Raw genomic sequence first — 16,906 nt, forward strand, 5'->3', positions numbered from 1 at the left:
GACTGGAACCTAACACTATGAACGACGATACGGACAAGCCGCTGAATCCCGTGGGTGATGCTGCGCTCGAAGCGCGCCTCACCGCGTGGGTGCTAGGCGAGGCTTCGCCGTTCGAAGCGGCGGAGTTGGAAGAGATCTGCGCCCGGGATCCCGAGGTGCGATTGTTCGAGCGGCGCCTGCGGGTGCTGCATGGCTTCATCACTGCGGATCGCAAGGCGGGAGCGGATGATGAATGGAAGCTGCCGGCGGAGAAGCGCGCGAAGATCGAGGCGCTGTTTGAGGAGCCGGTGGTTCTAACAGAGGATGACCGGGAGAAGGAGAAGGTGGGCGTCCGCTACGTGAGGAAGCCGGTGCCGCCGCGGCAGACGGGTCGCCGAGCGCTGCTGGCGCTGGCGGCTTGCACGGTGGTGAGCCTCAGCGGCTGGGCCTTGATGTCATCGGTTGGCCGGACCTCCAAGGATGCACTGGCGATGGAGACGAAAGCGGAATTTTCTGCGAAAGCGCCGTCCCGTGAGTCCAAGGAGCGTGCTTTGGAAGAGCTTCGCAAGGCGGTCATCGCCCAAGAAGACGCTGTGGAGGACAAGCGGAAGCTGCTTTCGCAGATCATCAGGACGGAAGGCGTTATCTACTCTGGCGAGAAGAGTGCTTTTCAGGGATCGAGGGGATTCGATGGGGCGGATGATGCCGAGTCCGCGTCTAGAGCCTACACTCAACTCGAACAGGACAAGATCCAGTTGGAGAGTCAGATCGAGACTTTGTTGAAATACGACGGAGACCAGTTGCTGAGCTATGCATCAGGAATCGATCTGCCCGACAACATCGTTCCAGTCTTGAGACCCCAACTCGAGGAAGCGAAGCGCGAGCATCAGTCTTTGAAGCGGCAAGGTTTGGCAGAAAACGATCCGAAGATGAGGGCAAGTTCCCAGATGATCGACGGGATGGAGAAGGACGTCGCTGATTCCGTTTCGAATCTCCGGGAGACCCTCAAGGCAAAGGTGGCGCTGTCGAACGAACAGCTCGCGAGCCTGAAGGGTAAGGAGAACGAGGGGATGAAAAGTGGCATCGCCGTCCAGAGCGTCGTGGATGCGAAGGGCGACTTCGAAGCCAGCCAACGCCTTCTGGAACAGCTCAAGGTCAAGCTGATCACGGAGGAGCTGCAGGCGAAGATTTCCGGGGACGCCATTGCGCTGAATGAGCCGGATTCCCCCGTCTTGCCTCTCGCTCCTACGGCAAAAAGTAGAAAGCCAACGCCCCCCATGGCAACGCCTGCTCCAGCCGCGGAGCCCGCGCCACCTATGGATTCCCCAGAGGTTTTCACAGCGAAGTCCGATCGCGAACAAGCAGCGGACGAGTCCTTGGCCCAGCTTGCGGATGGTGGCACGGTACGGAGCAAATCCTCCCCAGCCGGACCTCCGGTGAAGAAGCCGGTGACGTCTCACATGCACCTTTCGCAGAACAGCCCGTTTAGCACCAAGTCTGCGCTTGCAGCGGAGGCTCGGCATGACATGCCGCTTCCCCAGGCCGCGGCTTCCGCGCCAGCGACGCCGGCCGTCACGGGGGCGATCGCTTCCAAAGAACTCGCCGAACAAGAAGAAGCGGCACCGCGCCTAACAGCGACTCGCGACGGCAAGCCCGCAAACATGGACGCTGGCGGGCCTGAATGGTTCGGGCGATCCTCTAAGGCGACTCCGTCCGGGGAGGGCTCCGACTTGCAGACTCGTTTCCGCAGCGACGCATCGGCAGCGGACGTGGAACGTCAGACTGGCGAGGGGCTCGCTTTCAATTCCTCCCTATTGTCCAACCCCACGGGCGGCCCTGCCGCAGGGGATCGGCCGATGGATGATCCCTTTGCAACTGACGGCCCCGCTCAGCCCGCAAGTCGCCCGGCGACTGCCACCGCCGACCAGGCGTTTGCCAGCGGTGGCGCGGCCGGTGCAGGTCAGTCCCCGACGAAGACCGACTTCATCGGCGATGGGGCAGGCGTGACCATCCCGGGTGTCCCGGCCGATCCGAGCGCGGATGTGACCGATATCGTGACGGCGGGTAACCGTTCCGGTCTCGGCGCGGTCAACCGCAACAGCATCGACGCCATCCTGAACAACACCGACCGCTCTGGCACGAACGCCCTGGCCAGCGGGAAAGATCTCTCGCTCGGATTGGACGGAGGCGCAACGAATGCTCCGGCCAAGTCCGATCTGGAGGCGGCAGGGAAGGAGGTTCCATTGGTCGGGGCATTCAATTTGAATGCAACGGACCAGAGCGTTTGGAGAAGCTGGCTTACGCAGGACGAAGGAACGAAGGGCCCGGAAGGTTTCGGAACTACTGCGCCTCCTTCGGTGAATGGCTTCATTGAAACGGACGCCCGTCAGAAGTCGGCGACCGTGGACTTCTCGAATCTCGAAGGGATGGCAGATTTGGCGGCCACGACTCCTTTGGGTTCGAATTTCGATATCCAGAGCCGGTTCCGTGGCGAGCTGAGCAAAAACTTGGGAAATGCCAAGCTGGGTGGGGAACTCTACTACTCCGATGCTCAAGATGCCGTCCTACCTGGCGAAGCCCTAATCGGCGGGCTGAATTTCGATCTCGCGACGAGGGGGGAGGGATCGGAAAACGACAGACAAGTCCCGAGGTTCGGGATGAACCTTCGTCTTGGGTCCGAGCGTTCAAATTTTGGTCCAAGAGATGAAGAGGTAACCTCAGGCATTGGTGGCTTGGGCGATCTGGCCAAGAAGCAAGAGCTGAACGAACTCGAGGGGGGCAAGGACGACCTTTCCAAATTTGCGAAGTCGACGGGGAATCCGGAGGAACTCGTTCCGAGGCTGGAAAAAGCGATTCGCGAAGGGGAGGAGAGATTGCAACGCGATCCCAACAGCCCGGAGATCCAGCATCAGCTTCAGCAACTCGGAAAGGTGCGGGAAGATCTCCGACTCGAGATTACGAAGGCCAAGGGTGCCAAGGTGGAGCAGCAGCAGGATGAGGCACCGTCACCGGTTCTCTTGGCTGAAACCCTGACATCCGCGGAGCCCTTCTCGACTTTCTCCCTTCACGTCAGCGACGCGTCCTTCAAGATGGCCAAGGCGGCGCTGGATCGGGGCGAGGTGCCGGCGGCGGATAGCATCCGGCCGGAGGAGTTCTACAATGCCTTCGACTACGGCGATCCCGCGCCGGCTACTGGTGAGCCGGTGGTGTGTGCCGTCGAGCAAGCGGCCCATCCCGCGCTGCCGCAGCGCAATCTGCTGCGCATCGGTGTGCGGACCGGATCGCAGGGCCGCGGTGGCTCGACACCGCTGAATCTAACACTTCTGCTCGATAGCTCGGGCTCGATGGAGCGCGAGGACCGCAATGCCGGACTTGCGAATGCGGTCCAGCAGCTCTCCGGGCTGCTCAAGGATGGCGATACGGTCAGTGTGATCGGCTTCGCCCGGCAGCCGCGCTTGCTGGTGGATCGCTTGCCGGGAAACCGGGCGCAGGAGCTGAATGCGATCTTTGCCCAGACGCCACCGGAAGGCGGCACGAATCTGGAGGAGGGCATCAAGCTCGCCGAACAGCTCGCCTTGCGGCAGTTCAATCCGGCCGCGCAGAACCGCATCGTGCTCTTCACCGATGGCGCGGCGAACCTTGGCGACGCGAAGCCGGAAACGCTTCAGACGAAGGTCGAGCAGATGCGCCAGAACGGCATCGCCTTCGACGCCGCGGGCTTTGGCACCGACGGACTCAACGACAAGTTGCTGGAGCGGCTGACCCGCAATGGCAACGGGCGCTACTACATCGTGGATCGCGCCGAGGACGCCGATGCGAGCTTCGCGAAGCAACTCGCCGGTGCCTTCCGCCCCGCCGCGGAGAACGTGAAGGTGCAGGTCCGCTTCAATCCGGCCCGGGTGGCGAAGTACAAGCTGATCGGCTTCGAGGAGCACCGCTTGAAGAAGGAAGACTTCCGCAACGACGCGGTGGATGCCGCGGAGATGGCGGCCGAGGAAGCGGGCAACGCGCTCTATCAGATCGAGGCCCTGCCGCAGGGCGAGGGCGAGGTCGGCGAGGTCAGCGTGCGCTTCCGCGATGTGGCCAGCGGCCAGATGGTCGAGCGGACGTGGACGATTCCCTACGAAGCGCAGGCACCGGCGTTTGACCAGGCAGCGCCAGCCATCCAGCTCGCCGGACTGGCGGCGTTCGCCGCGGAGAAGCTGCGTGCGGCTCCGCTCGCCGATGCGGTGGATTTCCAACAGCTCGCCCCGGTCATGGCGAAGGTGAGAGCCCGCTATGGCAGCAGCAAGCCGGTCGCGGAGCTGGAAGCGATGATTGGAAAGCTGAAGTGACCCGGGGCCTGAAGCGAGCTGTCGCCGGTCTTTACTAACAATTTACGCGTTGCCGGCAAACCGGTGGCGTTCTCTCCCCACACCCTTGATGCCATGAATACCCTGTATGTAGTCCCGCCTTCAGGCGGACCGAATGGTTCCCCAAAGCCCGCTGCTAGTGGAGGCCGGCTCTGGAGGTGGCTTCGTCCGGCTAAAGCCGGGACTACGTGCCTTTTGATCGCGGCGTTGTTAGGTGGGTTCTCGCCTGCGCAGGACGAGAAGATCGTGCTGGTGCCCGTAGATCGTGAGAAGCCGGTGCCGCTGTTCTTCTCCGCGCAGACCGACACCGTGATCAAGGCGGGGATCGACCGGGTGGAGGAGGCCGTCACTGCGAAGCTGCGCGTTCACCAAGGACGGCCGGACGTGCTCAGCATCGGCCTCACAGGAGTCGGCGAGATCACCGGGGTCAGTGGCCCAGGGTTGAAAACGTGGACGGTGCGCCGCGAGGCCGATGGCGCGCGGTTTCTCGATCTCAAGCCCGAGTTGCCCGCTGACCTGAAGGCGGAAACGCCGAAGGAGTTCGACGTCACCTTTACCTCGCTGCATGACAAAACCGAGCAGCCCATTGATCTGCTGATCCCAGCACCGGGCGCGGCGGTTGGCTTTGCCTCGACCGTCAGCCTTTCCGGCGATGGCACTACCACACCCCGGGTATTGGCGGTGGAGGGTCTCCAATCACTCCAGGGCGATGCCGAAACGCAGCGCTTCAGCGGAAGTGTCGCGGCCCGGCTGAATGTGAAAGTGGAACTGAAGGGTGCGGCGCCCCGTGCGGTGGAACTGACGAATGCGACGCTGGACGGAGAGGTGACCGCCGACGCGAGCAGCGTTTCCTTCACACTGAAGGGGGAGGTCCGCGTCTTGAAGGCCGGGGAGGCGATGACTTTGTTAGAAGGGGTCGCCTTGAGTGGCGCGACCTCCGGCGAGGGCTGGTTCATCCGCCTGAAGAAGTCCGGTGAGAACTACATCCACGAGCTGGTCGGCGAGCGTGAGGGAAGCTTTCCCATCGTGCTTTCCTTTGAGTCTCCGCTCGGTCGCCAGGGCGACTGGCGCGGCGTGGATTTCAAGGTCCACGGTGGCGCGGTGGTGCCGGTGCGGATCGCCGGGCTCGATGAAGGTGTTTCCTTCAAGCCTGACGAGGCGGTAGTTCCCGAGCGCCGTGATGGCACATGGACCGGCTTCCTGCCCGCCACGGGTCGCGCCGGTCTGGCGTGGAAGAGCGGACGCGAGGAAGGTGATGGCGCGTTGTTTTTCTCCAGCAGTGAGATCGCGGAAACCCGCGTGGGCGCGGGGCTGGCGCGGCGCTACTCGCGGCTCGGCTTCCGTGTGCTGCAAGGGAAGCTGGAGTCGCTGAAGATCCGCATCGATGGCACGGGCGAGATCCTCGCCGTGAAAGGCCCGCTGGTGCTGGCATGGAGCGTGGCCGAGGAGGGTGGCGCTCGTTTGTTAGACGTGCGGCTCAGCCGGCCGATCGAGGGTGACGGCGAGATTGAGATCGAGGCGCAGGCTGCTTTGGGCGTGTTTCCCGCGAAGATCACACCACCGCGGTTTTCGCCGCTCGGAGCGATCCGCCACAGCGGCTACCTGCGCGTGGCGAATGATGGCGCGGTTCGCCTGGAGGTCGCCGCGAAGAAGGGGCTGATGCAGCTTTCCCCCGCGCAATTTCCATGGGCGAAGGATGATGAGAACCTGCGGCAGGCATTCGTCTATCGCTTCCCGTCCGCGGACTACGACTATGAGGTCGCCGCGGATCAGGTGCTGCCGGAAGTCGGCGTGACCGAGGTCACCGTGCATGAGCTGGCCGAGACCGACCGGCGCATCGTCACCGATCTGGAACTCGACATCCGCGAGGCACCCCTGCGCGAGTGGAGCGTGGCCGTGCCCGCTGACTTCGCAGTGGCCGGCGTGGAAGGAGCAGGCGTGGCCGACTACAGCGTGGCCACCGATGCCGTGGACGGGAAGCGCGAGCTGAAGATCCTCTTCGGTCAGGCGCTGATCGGACGGCAATTGATCACCGTGAAGCTGGAGAAGAATCTCGCGGCGGCGGCTGGCGATTGGGTGTTGCCGGTGCTCGGTCATCCGGGTGCGAAGTCGACACGCGGATACCTCGGCGTGGTCGTTACCGCCGGGTATCGTGCGGTGCCGGGAGCGACGAAGGGTCTCGCGGAAACTCCGGTGGATTACTTTCCCAAGAAGCAGGCGGGGCTTCAGCAGGCGTTCCGCATCCGTGAGGTGGACTGGAGCGCGACGATGAAGGTCGAGGCGCTGGGTCAAAGCGTGCAGGCCGACGTCTTCCATCTCTACTCGCTGAAAGAGGGGGCGATGACGGGCAGCGTGCTGGTGAACTATTTCGTGGTCGGCGCACCGGCGAGCCAGTGGCGGATCCGCGTGCCGGAGAGCTTGGGCAATGTGGAAGTCATCGGCCAGAACGTTGGCCGCGATTGGCGACGCGAGGGCGATACACTGGTGATTCCGCTGGCGCGGCCCTTGCTCGGCGCGGGGACGGTGCTGGTGACCTTCGAGCAGCCGATGAGTGCCCGTGGCGGCGATCTTTCGCCCGGCGAGGTGCGGCCGCTCGACGTGCAATCCGAGCGCGGCCACATCCAGGTGGTCAGTCCCTTGCAGGTGAAGTCCGAGACCACTCGTAGCGAAGGCTCGGTGTTGAAACTCGATGCCACCGAACTGCCGACGGAATACCGCTTGCTCAGTAGCGCGCCGACCCTGGCCGCATGGCAATACACTGCCGGCGACGTGTCGATTGGCATGAAGATCGACTGGTATCAGCCCGGAGAAACCGAGGATCAGGTCGTGGACTTCGCGAAGCTCGCCAGCCACGTCTCGCGTGACGGCCAGGTGGTGACGGATGCCCGCTTCTTCGTGAAGACGCGAGGTCGTTCGGTGCTGGAGCTTTCCCTGCCGCAAGGCGACCTGTGGGAATCCAAGGTCGATGGCCAGGTGGTGAATGCCCGCCGCGATGGCGCGAAGATTCTGGTGCCGCTGCCTGCCAAGGCGGATCCGAATGAGCCGGTCGAGGTGGTCTTGCGCTACGGTGCGAAAGGCGATGGCGCGCGTTCGCCTGCATTGGCTGCGCCGGTGTTGTCCGCGCCGACTGTGATTGGCGAGTGGAAGGTGAGCGGGGATGACGGCCGCCAACTTGTCCCACGCGGTGGCCTGCGGCCGGTGAAGCCGGTGCTGACCGAGACCGGTCTTGAGTGGATCTCGTCGCGGGCGCGCATGGGTGCGCTGTCCGTGCTGCTGGTGGCGCTGGTTGGCTGGATCTTGCAACGCATCCGTGGCCTGCGGATTCCCGGCGTGCTGCTGATGCTGCTCGCGGGTGCCGCTTCGTGCTGGCTCGCGTGGCAGGCGCTTCACGAGCGCCGGGTGAACATTGCGACGCTTGAATACACCGCGCCGGTGGTGCCCGCGGAGAAGCAGGTGGTGCTTGAACTCGGCAACGTGCCCTCGTGGCAAGCCATGCTCAGCGTGCCCGGCGTGCTGCTCGTTTTGGGCGGCCTCGCCTTGGTGGGCTATGGACTGTGGACGTCGATGGTAGGGACGCGCCCGCACTCCGAGGGAGAGGCAAGTGAGAAGAAGCCATTCCGGTTGGCCGGTGGCTTTCGATCCTACGTTGTCGGCGGTCTGGTGCTGATTGGCCTCGGCGTGTTGGCGCAGCGCTTCGGCGCGGTGTTGTTCTTCGGCGGATTGGGTGCGCTGCTGCTGTTAGGGAAAGGATTGCCGGGCTTGGTGGGGCTTTTCCGCAGGGGAGCTGCGCCAGTGGCGGCGACGGCCTTGCTGTTCTTCGCTGGCACGGATGTTGGGAAGAGCGCGGAGCTGATTCCCGCGGAGTCGATGATTCACACGTGGCGTATTCAGGACGGGCGCTTGACCGGGGAGATCGCCGTGGAAGCGCGTGGCAAAGCGGACGAGCGCGTGCTGCTGCTCACTTCGCCGGCCGTGCTGACCGGGTTCACTGGGGAAGGATGGCGCGTCGTGAAGGCTGCCCACGGGGATGCGGAGGCCTACTTCCTGGTCGCCAGCGCCGAGGGAAAGAAGACGGGGCGCGCGACCTTCGAGATGCCGTTGCCGGCACCGCAGAATGGCTGGCGCTTGCCGGCGGGTCCGGCGGCCGTGCAGCGCGTGAAGGTGAGCTGGAATCAGCCGGGGTGGGAATTCGTTTCGCAGCGCGCGGCCAAGGTCACGCAACTGGCGATCGACGGCGGCAGCAGCGCGGAGCTGGTGCTCGGCCCGGCCGATGAGATCACGCTGCAAGCCCGTCCGCTGCGGCGCGACGCGACCAGCGAAGAAAGCCGCTTCTTCGTGGAAACCAATGACCTCTATCTGCCGGGTCCCGGCGTGGTCAGCGGACGCCATCGGGTGGCCGTGCGGCCGTCGCGCGGCATCGTGAAGGAGTTGACGATTCTCATTCCCGCAGGCTTCACGGTCGGCGATGTAACAGACGGACCGGTCGGAAGCTGGCGCTTCAATCCGGAGACGCGGGAGCTGAAGGTGGGCATCGAGCCCGCGCAGGACCAGGCGTTCGCGTTTTCCATCGGCACCCAGCGCGGCACCGCCACGCTGCCGGTCGATCTCGTGTTGGAGCCGGTGAAGGTGCAGGGCTCGGCGGGTGCGGTCGGGTTGTTAGGCTTGGGCTTCGGCGATGAGGCGCAGGCGGAAGCGGTCAATGCGAAGGGCATGAGCGCGGTGAACCTCGATGATTTCGGTGCGAAGCTTTTGCCCCACGACCGCGAGGGCCGGGCGCTGGCCGTGATGCATCGCGCCTATCGCCATACCGGCGGCGACGCGACGCTGGCGCTGAAGGTGACTCCGGTCGCGCCGGAACTCCGGGCTGACATGAAGCAGACGCTCTCGCTCGGTGACGATCGCATGGTGCTGGCGGTTGACCTGATGGCATCGATCACCCGGGCTGGTTTGTTCAAGCTGGAGGTGGAGATTCCGGCGGGCTTTGAGGTTGAGTCGGTGACGGGTGCGGCGCTTGCGCATTGGGCGGAGGCGACGACCGATGGCGTGCGTCTCTTGAACCTGCATCTCAACGGCCGCACGCTTGGCGAGCAGGCTTTCGCGATCACGCTGGCGGCTCCGTTCCCCGGTGCTCAGGCGTCGTGGCCGGTCCCGCGGGTTTCGCTGCGCGGGGCGGCACGGCAGACCGGCATGCTGACCGTGGTGCCCGACCGCGGCCTGCAAGTGCGGGCGGTGTCGCGGACCAATGTCTCGCAACTCGACCCGCGCGAGGCCGGTGTGCCGCGGCCGGGAGCGCTTGCCTTCAAGCTGCTCCAGGCCGACTGGTCGCTCGCGCTGGCGGTGGCGAAGCTGGATGCCTGGGTCACCGCGCAGGTGCTGCATGAGGTGACTCTTCGGGAAGGTCAGACGTTGAGCCGAGTGCGACTCGCGTATCGCATCGACAATGCGGCGATGAAGGCGCTGCGCGTGAAGATTCCAGGACTGGATGAAAAGGCTACGGCCACCGTGCGGGCCAGTGGACCCGCGGTTGGTGACTTCGTCCCGGTGGCGGGCGAGGACGGCTTGTGGGAAATCCGCTTCCAGCGTGGCGTGGCAGGAGAAACCACGGTCGATATCGAATTCCAACAGACGGCCGGCAATTCGGTCTCGGTCGCGCCGGTGACGCCGATGGAAGTACGGCAAGCATCGTATTTCGTGGCCGTGCGGACCGGAGGTCGTCTGGAGACTGAGATCCCGGCCTTGCCGCGCGGGTGGCAGCGCAGTGATTGGGGCGTGGTTCCTCAGTCCTTGCGCGATGCGTTTTCTCCTCAAACCCCGGCGGCGGTATTCCGCGCTGCGGAGGTGGAGGGGCCGCTGGCGGTGAACCTGAAGCGCCATGAGCTGGAGAAGACCCAAGACCTGCGAGTGGAGCGGGGGAGTCTCACCACGCTGGTATCGCCGGATGGAGCGTCGCTGACGGCGGTCGATCTGAACGTGCGGGTGGCGGAGAAGGGAACGCTGAAGCTTGAACTCCCGGAGGGTGCGGATCTCTACAACGTGCTCGTCAACGAGGATGGCGTGTCGCTTGTGAAGGATGGTTCGGCGTGGCTGTTCCACGTGCATCCGGCACCGGAAGGTGACCGCCCGGCGAGCGTGCGCTTCGTCTATGCGATGAATGGCAAGGGGACGGTGTTGGAAGGCCCGCGGCTCGACGTGCCGCTGGAGAACCTGACGTGGCGGGTGATTTTGCCGGAGGGCTGGAAGCTCGCGAAGCATCACGGCGACTTCGAACTGGAGGGACAGTCGCGGAAGGTCGTGAAGGAGGATTATCGCAGTTACGTTTCTCGCCAGCGCGCGGCGGGCAAGCAAGAGGCCGTGGCGCTGCTCGATCAAGCGAACCAGTGGATGCAGGCGGGCGATCAGGGCAAGGCAAGTCAGGCACTGGGCAAGGCGGCGCGCAACGGACTGCTCGACAAGGCTTCCAACGAGGACGCCCGCGTGCAGCTCCGCAATCTGAAGACGCAGCAGGCAACGCTCGCCCTGAATACCCGGCGCCAGCGGCTCTATCTGGACAACAAGGCGGAGTTGCCGACCGGCAATGCCCAGCTTGAACAAGCGGCGCAAGAGAACCCGCTGCTCCAAGGCGATCTCAACTTCGATCCCCAGCAGTTCGATCGTTTGTTAGAGGGAAATACGATCGATGAGAACGCCGCGATGAAGGCGATCGCCAACCGCATGGTGACGCAGCAACTCGCTGCCGATCCGGCACCGGCTGCGCTCGACGTGACGATGGCCGAACGCGGGACGGTGCTGGACTTCAAGCGCAGCGTCCAGGTGGACGGGAGCAAGGCGATGCGGCTGGAACTCGTGATCGAGCCGCAGCAGTCCCGCGGCTGGATGTTCGGGATCCTGCTGTGCGCGCTGACTGCCGGTGTGGTGGCGACCCTCTGCCGTCTCAGGAAAGCGTGAGACAGCTTACTTCCACCGCTCGATCTCGGCGCGGACGTTCTCCACGGACGGAGCGCCGGGATTGGTGCGGGCGGCGAGGGCGCGCTGGAGATTGAAGACGCTGCTCGCATCCGCGGTGTAGGCGGCGTCGATCGCGGTCAGGTCCAGCTTGTCGAGTGGCACGCCGGTCTTGACCGATTCGGCGACGGCCTTGCCGACGAGTTCGTGGGCGTGGCGGAAGGGGACGCCTTGCTTCACCAGCCAGTCGGCGAGATCGGTGGCGAGTAGCATCGGGTCGCTGGCAGCGGCGAGGCAGCGGTCCTCGCGGATCTCCATCGCGGCGACCATCTCGGTATTCACCGCGAGGATCAACTTGAGCGTGTCGATCGAGTCGAAGAGCGGCGGCTTGTCCTCCTGGAGGTCGCGGTTGTAGGTGAGCGGCAGGCCCTTCACGGCGACCAGCAGGTTCATCAGGTTGCCGATGAGACGGCCGCTCTTGCCGCGGGTGAGTTCGCAGACGTCGGGATTCTTCTTCTGCGGCATCAGCGACGAGCCCGTGGTGTGGGCGTCGGAGAAGACAACGAAGCCGAACTCCGCGGTGCACCAGAGGATGAGGTCCTCGCTGAGGCGCGACAGATGGACGCCGCACAGCCCGATGGCGAACAGCGTCTCCGCGATGTAGTCGCGGTCGGCGATGGCATCCATCGAGTTGGTGCTCGCGCTGTCGAAGCCGAGTTCCGCGGCGATGGCGCGGCGATCGAGATTGATGGTGGAGCCGGCGAGTGCGCCGGAGCCGAGCGGGGAGACATTGAGGCGCTTGCGGGCGTCGGAAAGCCGTCCCTTGTCGCGCTCCAACATTTCCACGTAGGCGAGGAGGTGATGGCCGACAGTGACGGGCTGGCCGCGCTGGAGGTGGGTGTAGCCGGGGATGACCGTGGCGGCATACTTCTCCGCCCGGTCGAGCAAGGCGGACTGCATGCCGGAAAGCGCTTCCAACAAAAGGTCAATCTCCGTGCGGCAATAGAGGCGCGTGTCGGTGGCGACCTGGTCGTTGCGGGAGCGGGCGGTGTGGAGCTTGGCACCGGCGGGGCCGATGCGCTTGGTCAGCTCCGCCTCGATGTTCATGTGGATGTCCTCGAGGGATGTCTTGAACTCGAAGCGGCCCTCTTCGATATCGGCCCTGATTTCCAGCAGGCCTTGCTCGATCGCGCCGAATTCCTCAGCGGTCAGAAGGCCGGCGTTCAGTTGGGCGCGGGCGTGGGCGATGGAGCCGGCGATATCGTGCGGGAAGAGCCGCCAGTCGTAGCTGATCGACTCACCGAACTGTTGGACGAGAGAGGAGGTATCCTGAGCGAAGCGGCCTTTCCACATGGCGGCGGCAGTAGCAGGCAGCGGGCGGCCGGGTGCAAGGGAAAACCCCGGGGGTGGGGGTACTCGTCCGCGAGGGTGGGGTCGGCTTCAGGGGTGGCTTCCGCGGTGTCACCACCGCGCCTACGGGGAGGGAGGCGGCGCTTTCGTGAGAACGCCGGAAGCCGAGGGTGGGGGCCGCTCTGCGAGTGGCTTCCGCGGTGTTACCACCGCGCCTACGAAGAAGAAGGCCACCGCGCCCACGGGAATGCGGTCAGCGCTTCCGTGCGGGGAGTCGCTTTCCGGTGACCCGGGCCTTGATCAGGTTCGGGCAGACACCCTTTTTCCGGAGTTGCTCGCAGCAGGCCTCGATCTTGATGGCCTGGCGCATCGGCCGGAAGCCCATGCGGCGGGTCAGGCAGTCATTGAGCAACTCCAGATGCGAGTCCTCGAATTCCACGACCTTGCCGCAGTCGATGCAGACGAGGTGGTTGTGGCTCGGCTTGTCGTTGAAGTTCGGATCGTAGGTCTTGAGATCGCCGCCGAGGTCGATCTCGTGGAGCAACCCGGCCTCCACCAGCAGGGCGATGGTCCGATAGACCGTGGCCCGGGAGACGCCGGCATTGGCTTTCCGCGAGCGGTCGAAGAGTTCCTCAGAGGTGAAATGCTCGTCGCTGGCGAAGGCTGTACGCACGATCGCATCGCGCTGGGGAGTTTTCCGCAGCCCCTTCTTCCGGATGAAGGTGTCGAGCTTATCGAGGATCGCCTGTTCCACGGAGGGATTTAAACGCCCGACTCCGCGGCGGGGAAGGACGAAGCGCGGATGTCGGAATTTGCGGGTTGGCAAGGCCGGGCGGCTTGCGTGAAATAGGGCCGATGAAGCTCTGGAAGCCCCTCGCGGTCATGATTTCGGCCCTGTCCCTGTGGTCCTGCGGTTCGCCGCAGACGCTCGATGTGCGGCCGCTTCACATCCGGGAGGTCGGGAAAGGCGACACGGATGATCCGATGGTCCGGGGCGAACGCCAGCGGCGTTTCCACGGTGCCATTGGCGTGGGCGAGCAGGGCGACCGCCTCGGATACACCTACACCGTGCTGTGGAACGACGACTCGTCGTCGGACTCCGGTGAGATCGTTTTTGAGTTCCAACAGGGCGCAACCGGCAGCCGGGTGAAGAAAATGGTGCACCAGATTGCCACCGGGGAGACCTCCGGTCGCGCTGAATTCGCCATTTTGGGCGACGATTACCGCAAGGGGGGCCGGGTGCTGGCGTGGCGCTGCAGCCTGGTTCGCGGTGGCCGGGAGGTTGCGTCGCGCCATTCCTACCTCTGGCAATAACGCTTTTTCACACAGATGCACGGTTGACCATTCCCACCGGGGGATTTTAAGGTGGAGCGGTCGCTAGCAAGTTCGGTCCCTCACACGTGAGTTCGGAAAACGCCATTCTGGTCGGAGTATTCGACGGGTTCACTTGGATTCGCTGCGAGGGAAAAGGCTCCTTCGTAATTAGTCCGGTGATGAAGGAATGCGCCGAATCGCGGATCGCAGAGGGCGAGCGATGTCTGGTCATCGATCTCGAAGCCTGCACCGGCATGGACTCCACTTTCATGGGGCAGCTTGCCAGTTTTGCCGCCCGGCTATCGAAGCTGGGAGCCAAGGGCGGCGTCCAGATTGCCGGGGCGGGCGAGCGCAACCGCACCTCGCTGGAGGATCTGGGACTGGACTGCCTGCTGGAGATTGATCCGCCAGTCGCCCTATGGCGCGGCCGGGCCGAGCAAGTCCGGGCGGAACTGGAACCCTATCGGCCGGGCCATGCACCAACGGTGAAGGAGCGGGCACGACACATTTTGGAGGCTCATCAGACGCTGGCTGCCACCAGTGAAGAGAACGCCCGGAAGTTCGCCGGCGTGGTCGGCATCCTCGAACAAGAGGTTGCCGAAAACGAACGCAAGGCCGACTGACCTGTCGGCGCGGCCCATGGAACACCTCCTCCCTTATTCCTTGCTGGCCCTGGTGCTTCTCGGGCTGGCCATCGCCTTGGTGCGGAAAAAGCGGGAGCTTTACTCGAAGAAGGCCGAGCTGTCGGCCTTCGAGGGCGAGGAACACCGGATGTTCGCATTCCTCCACGACCTGGGCGCGGCGATCGGCAGCGACACCACCATGACCGGATTGTCGCGGCTGATCGTGGATGGGGTGGACCGGGTGGTCGCGGCCCGTGGGGGGGCGCTTTACCTGCTGGACGACTCGCGCACCCGGCTCCAGCCGAAGTACCTTTCCACCGAGTGCCCTCCGCTGATTCCCGTGCCGGAAGAGGTGCGGCAGCGGGCGGAGAAGGATGCCCGGGCCTTGGAGAGTCATCTGCGGCTGGCCCAAGTGCCGGCGGACGAGGGGATGCTCGGGGCAGTTCTTTCTGCCAGCGAGGCCCAGTTCATTCCCGAGGTGAAGGCTCATCCCGCCTTTCGTGACGGGTCGCTCTTCGGTCCGGATACGATGGCCCTCGTGGCTCCGCTGCGCCACGGCGGGAAGGATCTCGGGGTCCTGGCCGTCACCCGCATCCGCGAGGATGGGGCATTCACTTCAAACGACTTCGCCGTCTTCCGCAGCGTCGCCGAGCAATCCGCCTTCGCGATCGGCAGTGCCTTGGTCCATCGCGAAGCGGGCGAGAAGCGGCAGATGGAGCGCGAGCTTCGTAATGCCCGCGAGGTCCAGCGCGTCTTGCTCCCGCAGGGCGACCCGATCGTCCCCGGCTATCGCATCAGCGGCACCAACCAGCCGGCCCGCATCATCAGCGGCGACTACTACGACTACTTCGACCTCGGCAACGGCCGGCACGGAGTGGTGATCGCCGACGTATCCGGGAAAGGGGTTGCCGCCGGTCTGCTGATGGCCATGTGCCGCAGCGTCCTGCGTTCGCTCGCCGCGGCCCACGAGGATCCGGCAGCCGCGCTGGCCCTGGTGAATCGCCAGCTTTTCCCGGACATCCGAGAGGACATGTTCATCAGCCTCTTTTACGCGGTGATCGAGGGCGATAGCGGGCGCGTGAAGCTTGTCCGGGCCGGGCACGATCCCGCCTTGCTCTACCGCGCTGCGGAAAAGTCAGTGACGATTCTCAAGCCACCCGGCCTCGCACTGGGCATCGACGAAGGCGATGTCTTCGAGCGCGTCACCAAGGTCCATGAGATCCAGCTCGAGCAGGGCGATTGCGTGCTCTTTCACACTGATGGCGTGAAGGAGGCCGTGGATGCGGCGGGCGAGGAATTCGGCATGGACCGACTCCGCCAAGCCTTCCGCGACGGTGCGTCCCTGGGTGCGGAAACATCGATCCGGGCGGTGGAAAAGGAACTCGCCCGTTTCGCCGCAGGCGCGCCGCAGATGGACGATGTCACCCTGGTGGCAGTCGAAAAGCGGTAGGCGTCAGGCATTTCCCGCCTGCCGGGTGCGGCGCAGGAGCAGGCCGGCTGTTGCGATACCTAACAAGATCGGTGCAGTCGGCTCGGGCACAGTCACGAGATCACCGAAGCCGTTCGTGTTGCCGCCGTTGACTCCGAGGTTGCCATCCCAAGCGGCGAAGATGCCGAGATTCTGTGGGGGAAGGCCCGGATAGGTGGTGCCGAACATGTCGAAGCGGATCGACGAGGTATTCTCGTAGTAGAGGATCATGCCACCGTCGGCCGTGGTCTCCGGATGTCCCGACCCACGCGAGTCGAAGCGGTAGGAGCCGTCCTCGTTGAGCACGTTGATCTCGCTGTTGTCGTGAAGTTGGTAGCCGACCAATCCGTTGCCACCGAAGGCGCGGATCGACTCGGCCTGAAGCGTTTCACCATCGTGGTCATAGACCAGCAGGCGGACGCCGGGCAGCGTGATCTCCGTCTGGAAGTCGCTGCCGCCGAGGAAGAAGCTCATCGACCAGGCGATGCCACCGGTGGGCTGCTCCAGATTACCGTCCTGACGGTAGTAAACGCCGAGGTCGTTGTTGGAAAAGCTGTCGTTGTAGTCCGGGATCCATCCGACCCACTGGTAGGTGCTCGTTTCCCGGAAGGAAGAGCCCTCGCCATCGGTCAGGCCGAGGAATGACACGCGCACATCAACGGAGTTGCCGTTGTAGGTCCCCGCATTGGCGAAATCCATCGAGTGAGCCGAAGAGTAGTAGGGCCCGAGCGTCGAGTTGTTCGGATACATCTGGCTCGCCGGCTGGACGTTGCCGGAAAAATCCAGGTCCACGTAAGTCTGTGCCATCGCTCCCAAGGGGAGGGCGGCAACCAAGCAGGCGAGTTGGGGGAATGACACGGTCATGGGGGCGACAGGGA

General features: G+C 64.4%; 8 protein-coding genes. 5 read left to right on the forward strand and 3 right to left on the reverse strand.

Annotated elements, in window-relative coordinates:
* Window positions 1-17 precede the first annotated feature (17 nt).
* Both OKA05_RS26850 and OKA05_RS26855 read left to right on the forward strand, forming a co-directional pair.
* Window positions 18-4,313, forward strand: a complete 4,296-nt coding sequence (locus OKA05_RS26850) for a YfbK domain-containing protein (protein WP_264490308.1) — start codon at window positions 18-20, stop codon at window positions 4,311-4,313.
* 93 nt (window positions 4,314-4,406) lie between these two features.
* Window positions 4,407-11,276 (forward strand): hypothetical protein, encoded by a 6,870-nt coding sequence (locus OKA05_RS26855; RefSeq protein ID WP_264490309.1) that lies wholly within the window; start codon window positions 4,407-4,409, stop codon window positions 11,274-11,276.
* Window positions 11,277-11,282: 6 nt separating this feature from the next.
* Here the strand turns inward: OKA05_RS26855 and argH are convergent, their stop codons facing one another.
* Window positions 11,283-12,626, reverse strand: coding sequence for an argininosuccinate lyase (argH, locus tag OKA05_RS26860; RefSeq protein WP_264490310.1), 1,344 nt, complete (start codon window positions 12,624-12,626; stop codon window positions 11,283-11,285).
* 250 nt (window positions 12,627-12,876) lie between these two features.
* Entirely contained in the window at window positions 12,877-13,377 is a 501-nt protein-coding gene (locus OKA05_RS26865; RefSeq protein WP_264490311.1) for a Fur family transcriptional regulator, read from the reverse strand.
* A 101-nt stretch (window positions 13,378-13,478) separates the two neighbouring features.
* Here OKA05_RS26865 and OKA05_RS26870 point away from each other — a divergent pair, with 101 nt between their 5' ends.
* The 3 genes from OKA05_RS26870 to OKA05_RS26880 all read left to right on the forward strand — a co-directional run bounded on the left by OKA05_RS26870 (window position 13,479) and on the right by OKA05_RS26880 (window position 16,010).
* Window positions 13,479-13,937: a hypothetical protein gene (locus tag OKA05_RS26870; RefSeq protein WP_264490312.1), complete on the forward strand. Its 459-nt coding sequence runs from the start codon at window positions 13,479-13,481 to the stop codon at window positions 13,935-13,937.
* A gap of 86 nt (window positions 13,938-14,023) precedes the next feature.
* Window positions 14,024-14,560 (forward strand): STAS domain-containing protein, encoded by a 537-nt coding sequence (locus tag OKA05_RS26875; protein ID WP_264490313.1) that lies wholly within the window; start codon window positions 14,024-14,026, stop codon window positions 14,558-14,560.
* Window positions 14,561-14,576: 16 nt separating this feature from the next.
* Complete coding sequence (locus tag OKA05_RS26880; RefSeq protein ID WP_264490314.1) at window positions 14,577-16,010, forward strand: PP2C family protein-serine/threonine phosphatase; 1,434 nt, start codon at window positions 14,577-14,579, stop codon at window positions 16,008-16,010.
* Between the two features lie 3 nt (window positions 16,011-16,013).
* Here OKA05_RS26880 and OKA05_RS26885 read toward each other — a convergent pair whose 3' ends face one another.
* Complete coding sequence (locus OKA05_RS26885; RefSeq protein ID WP_264490315.1) at window positions 16,014-16,892, reverse strand: PEP-CTERM sorting domain-containing protein; 879 nt, start codon at window positions 16,890-16,892, stop codon at window positions 16,014-16,016.
* Window positions 16,893-16,906: the final 14 nt, after the last annotated feature.

This window comes from Luteolibacter arcticus (genome assembly GCF_025950235.1).
Lineage (GTDB): Bacteria > Verrucomicrobiota > Verrucomicrobiia > Verrucomicrobiales > Akkermansiaceae > Haloferula > Haloferula arctica.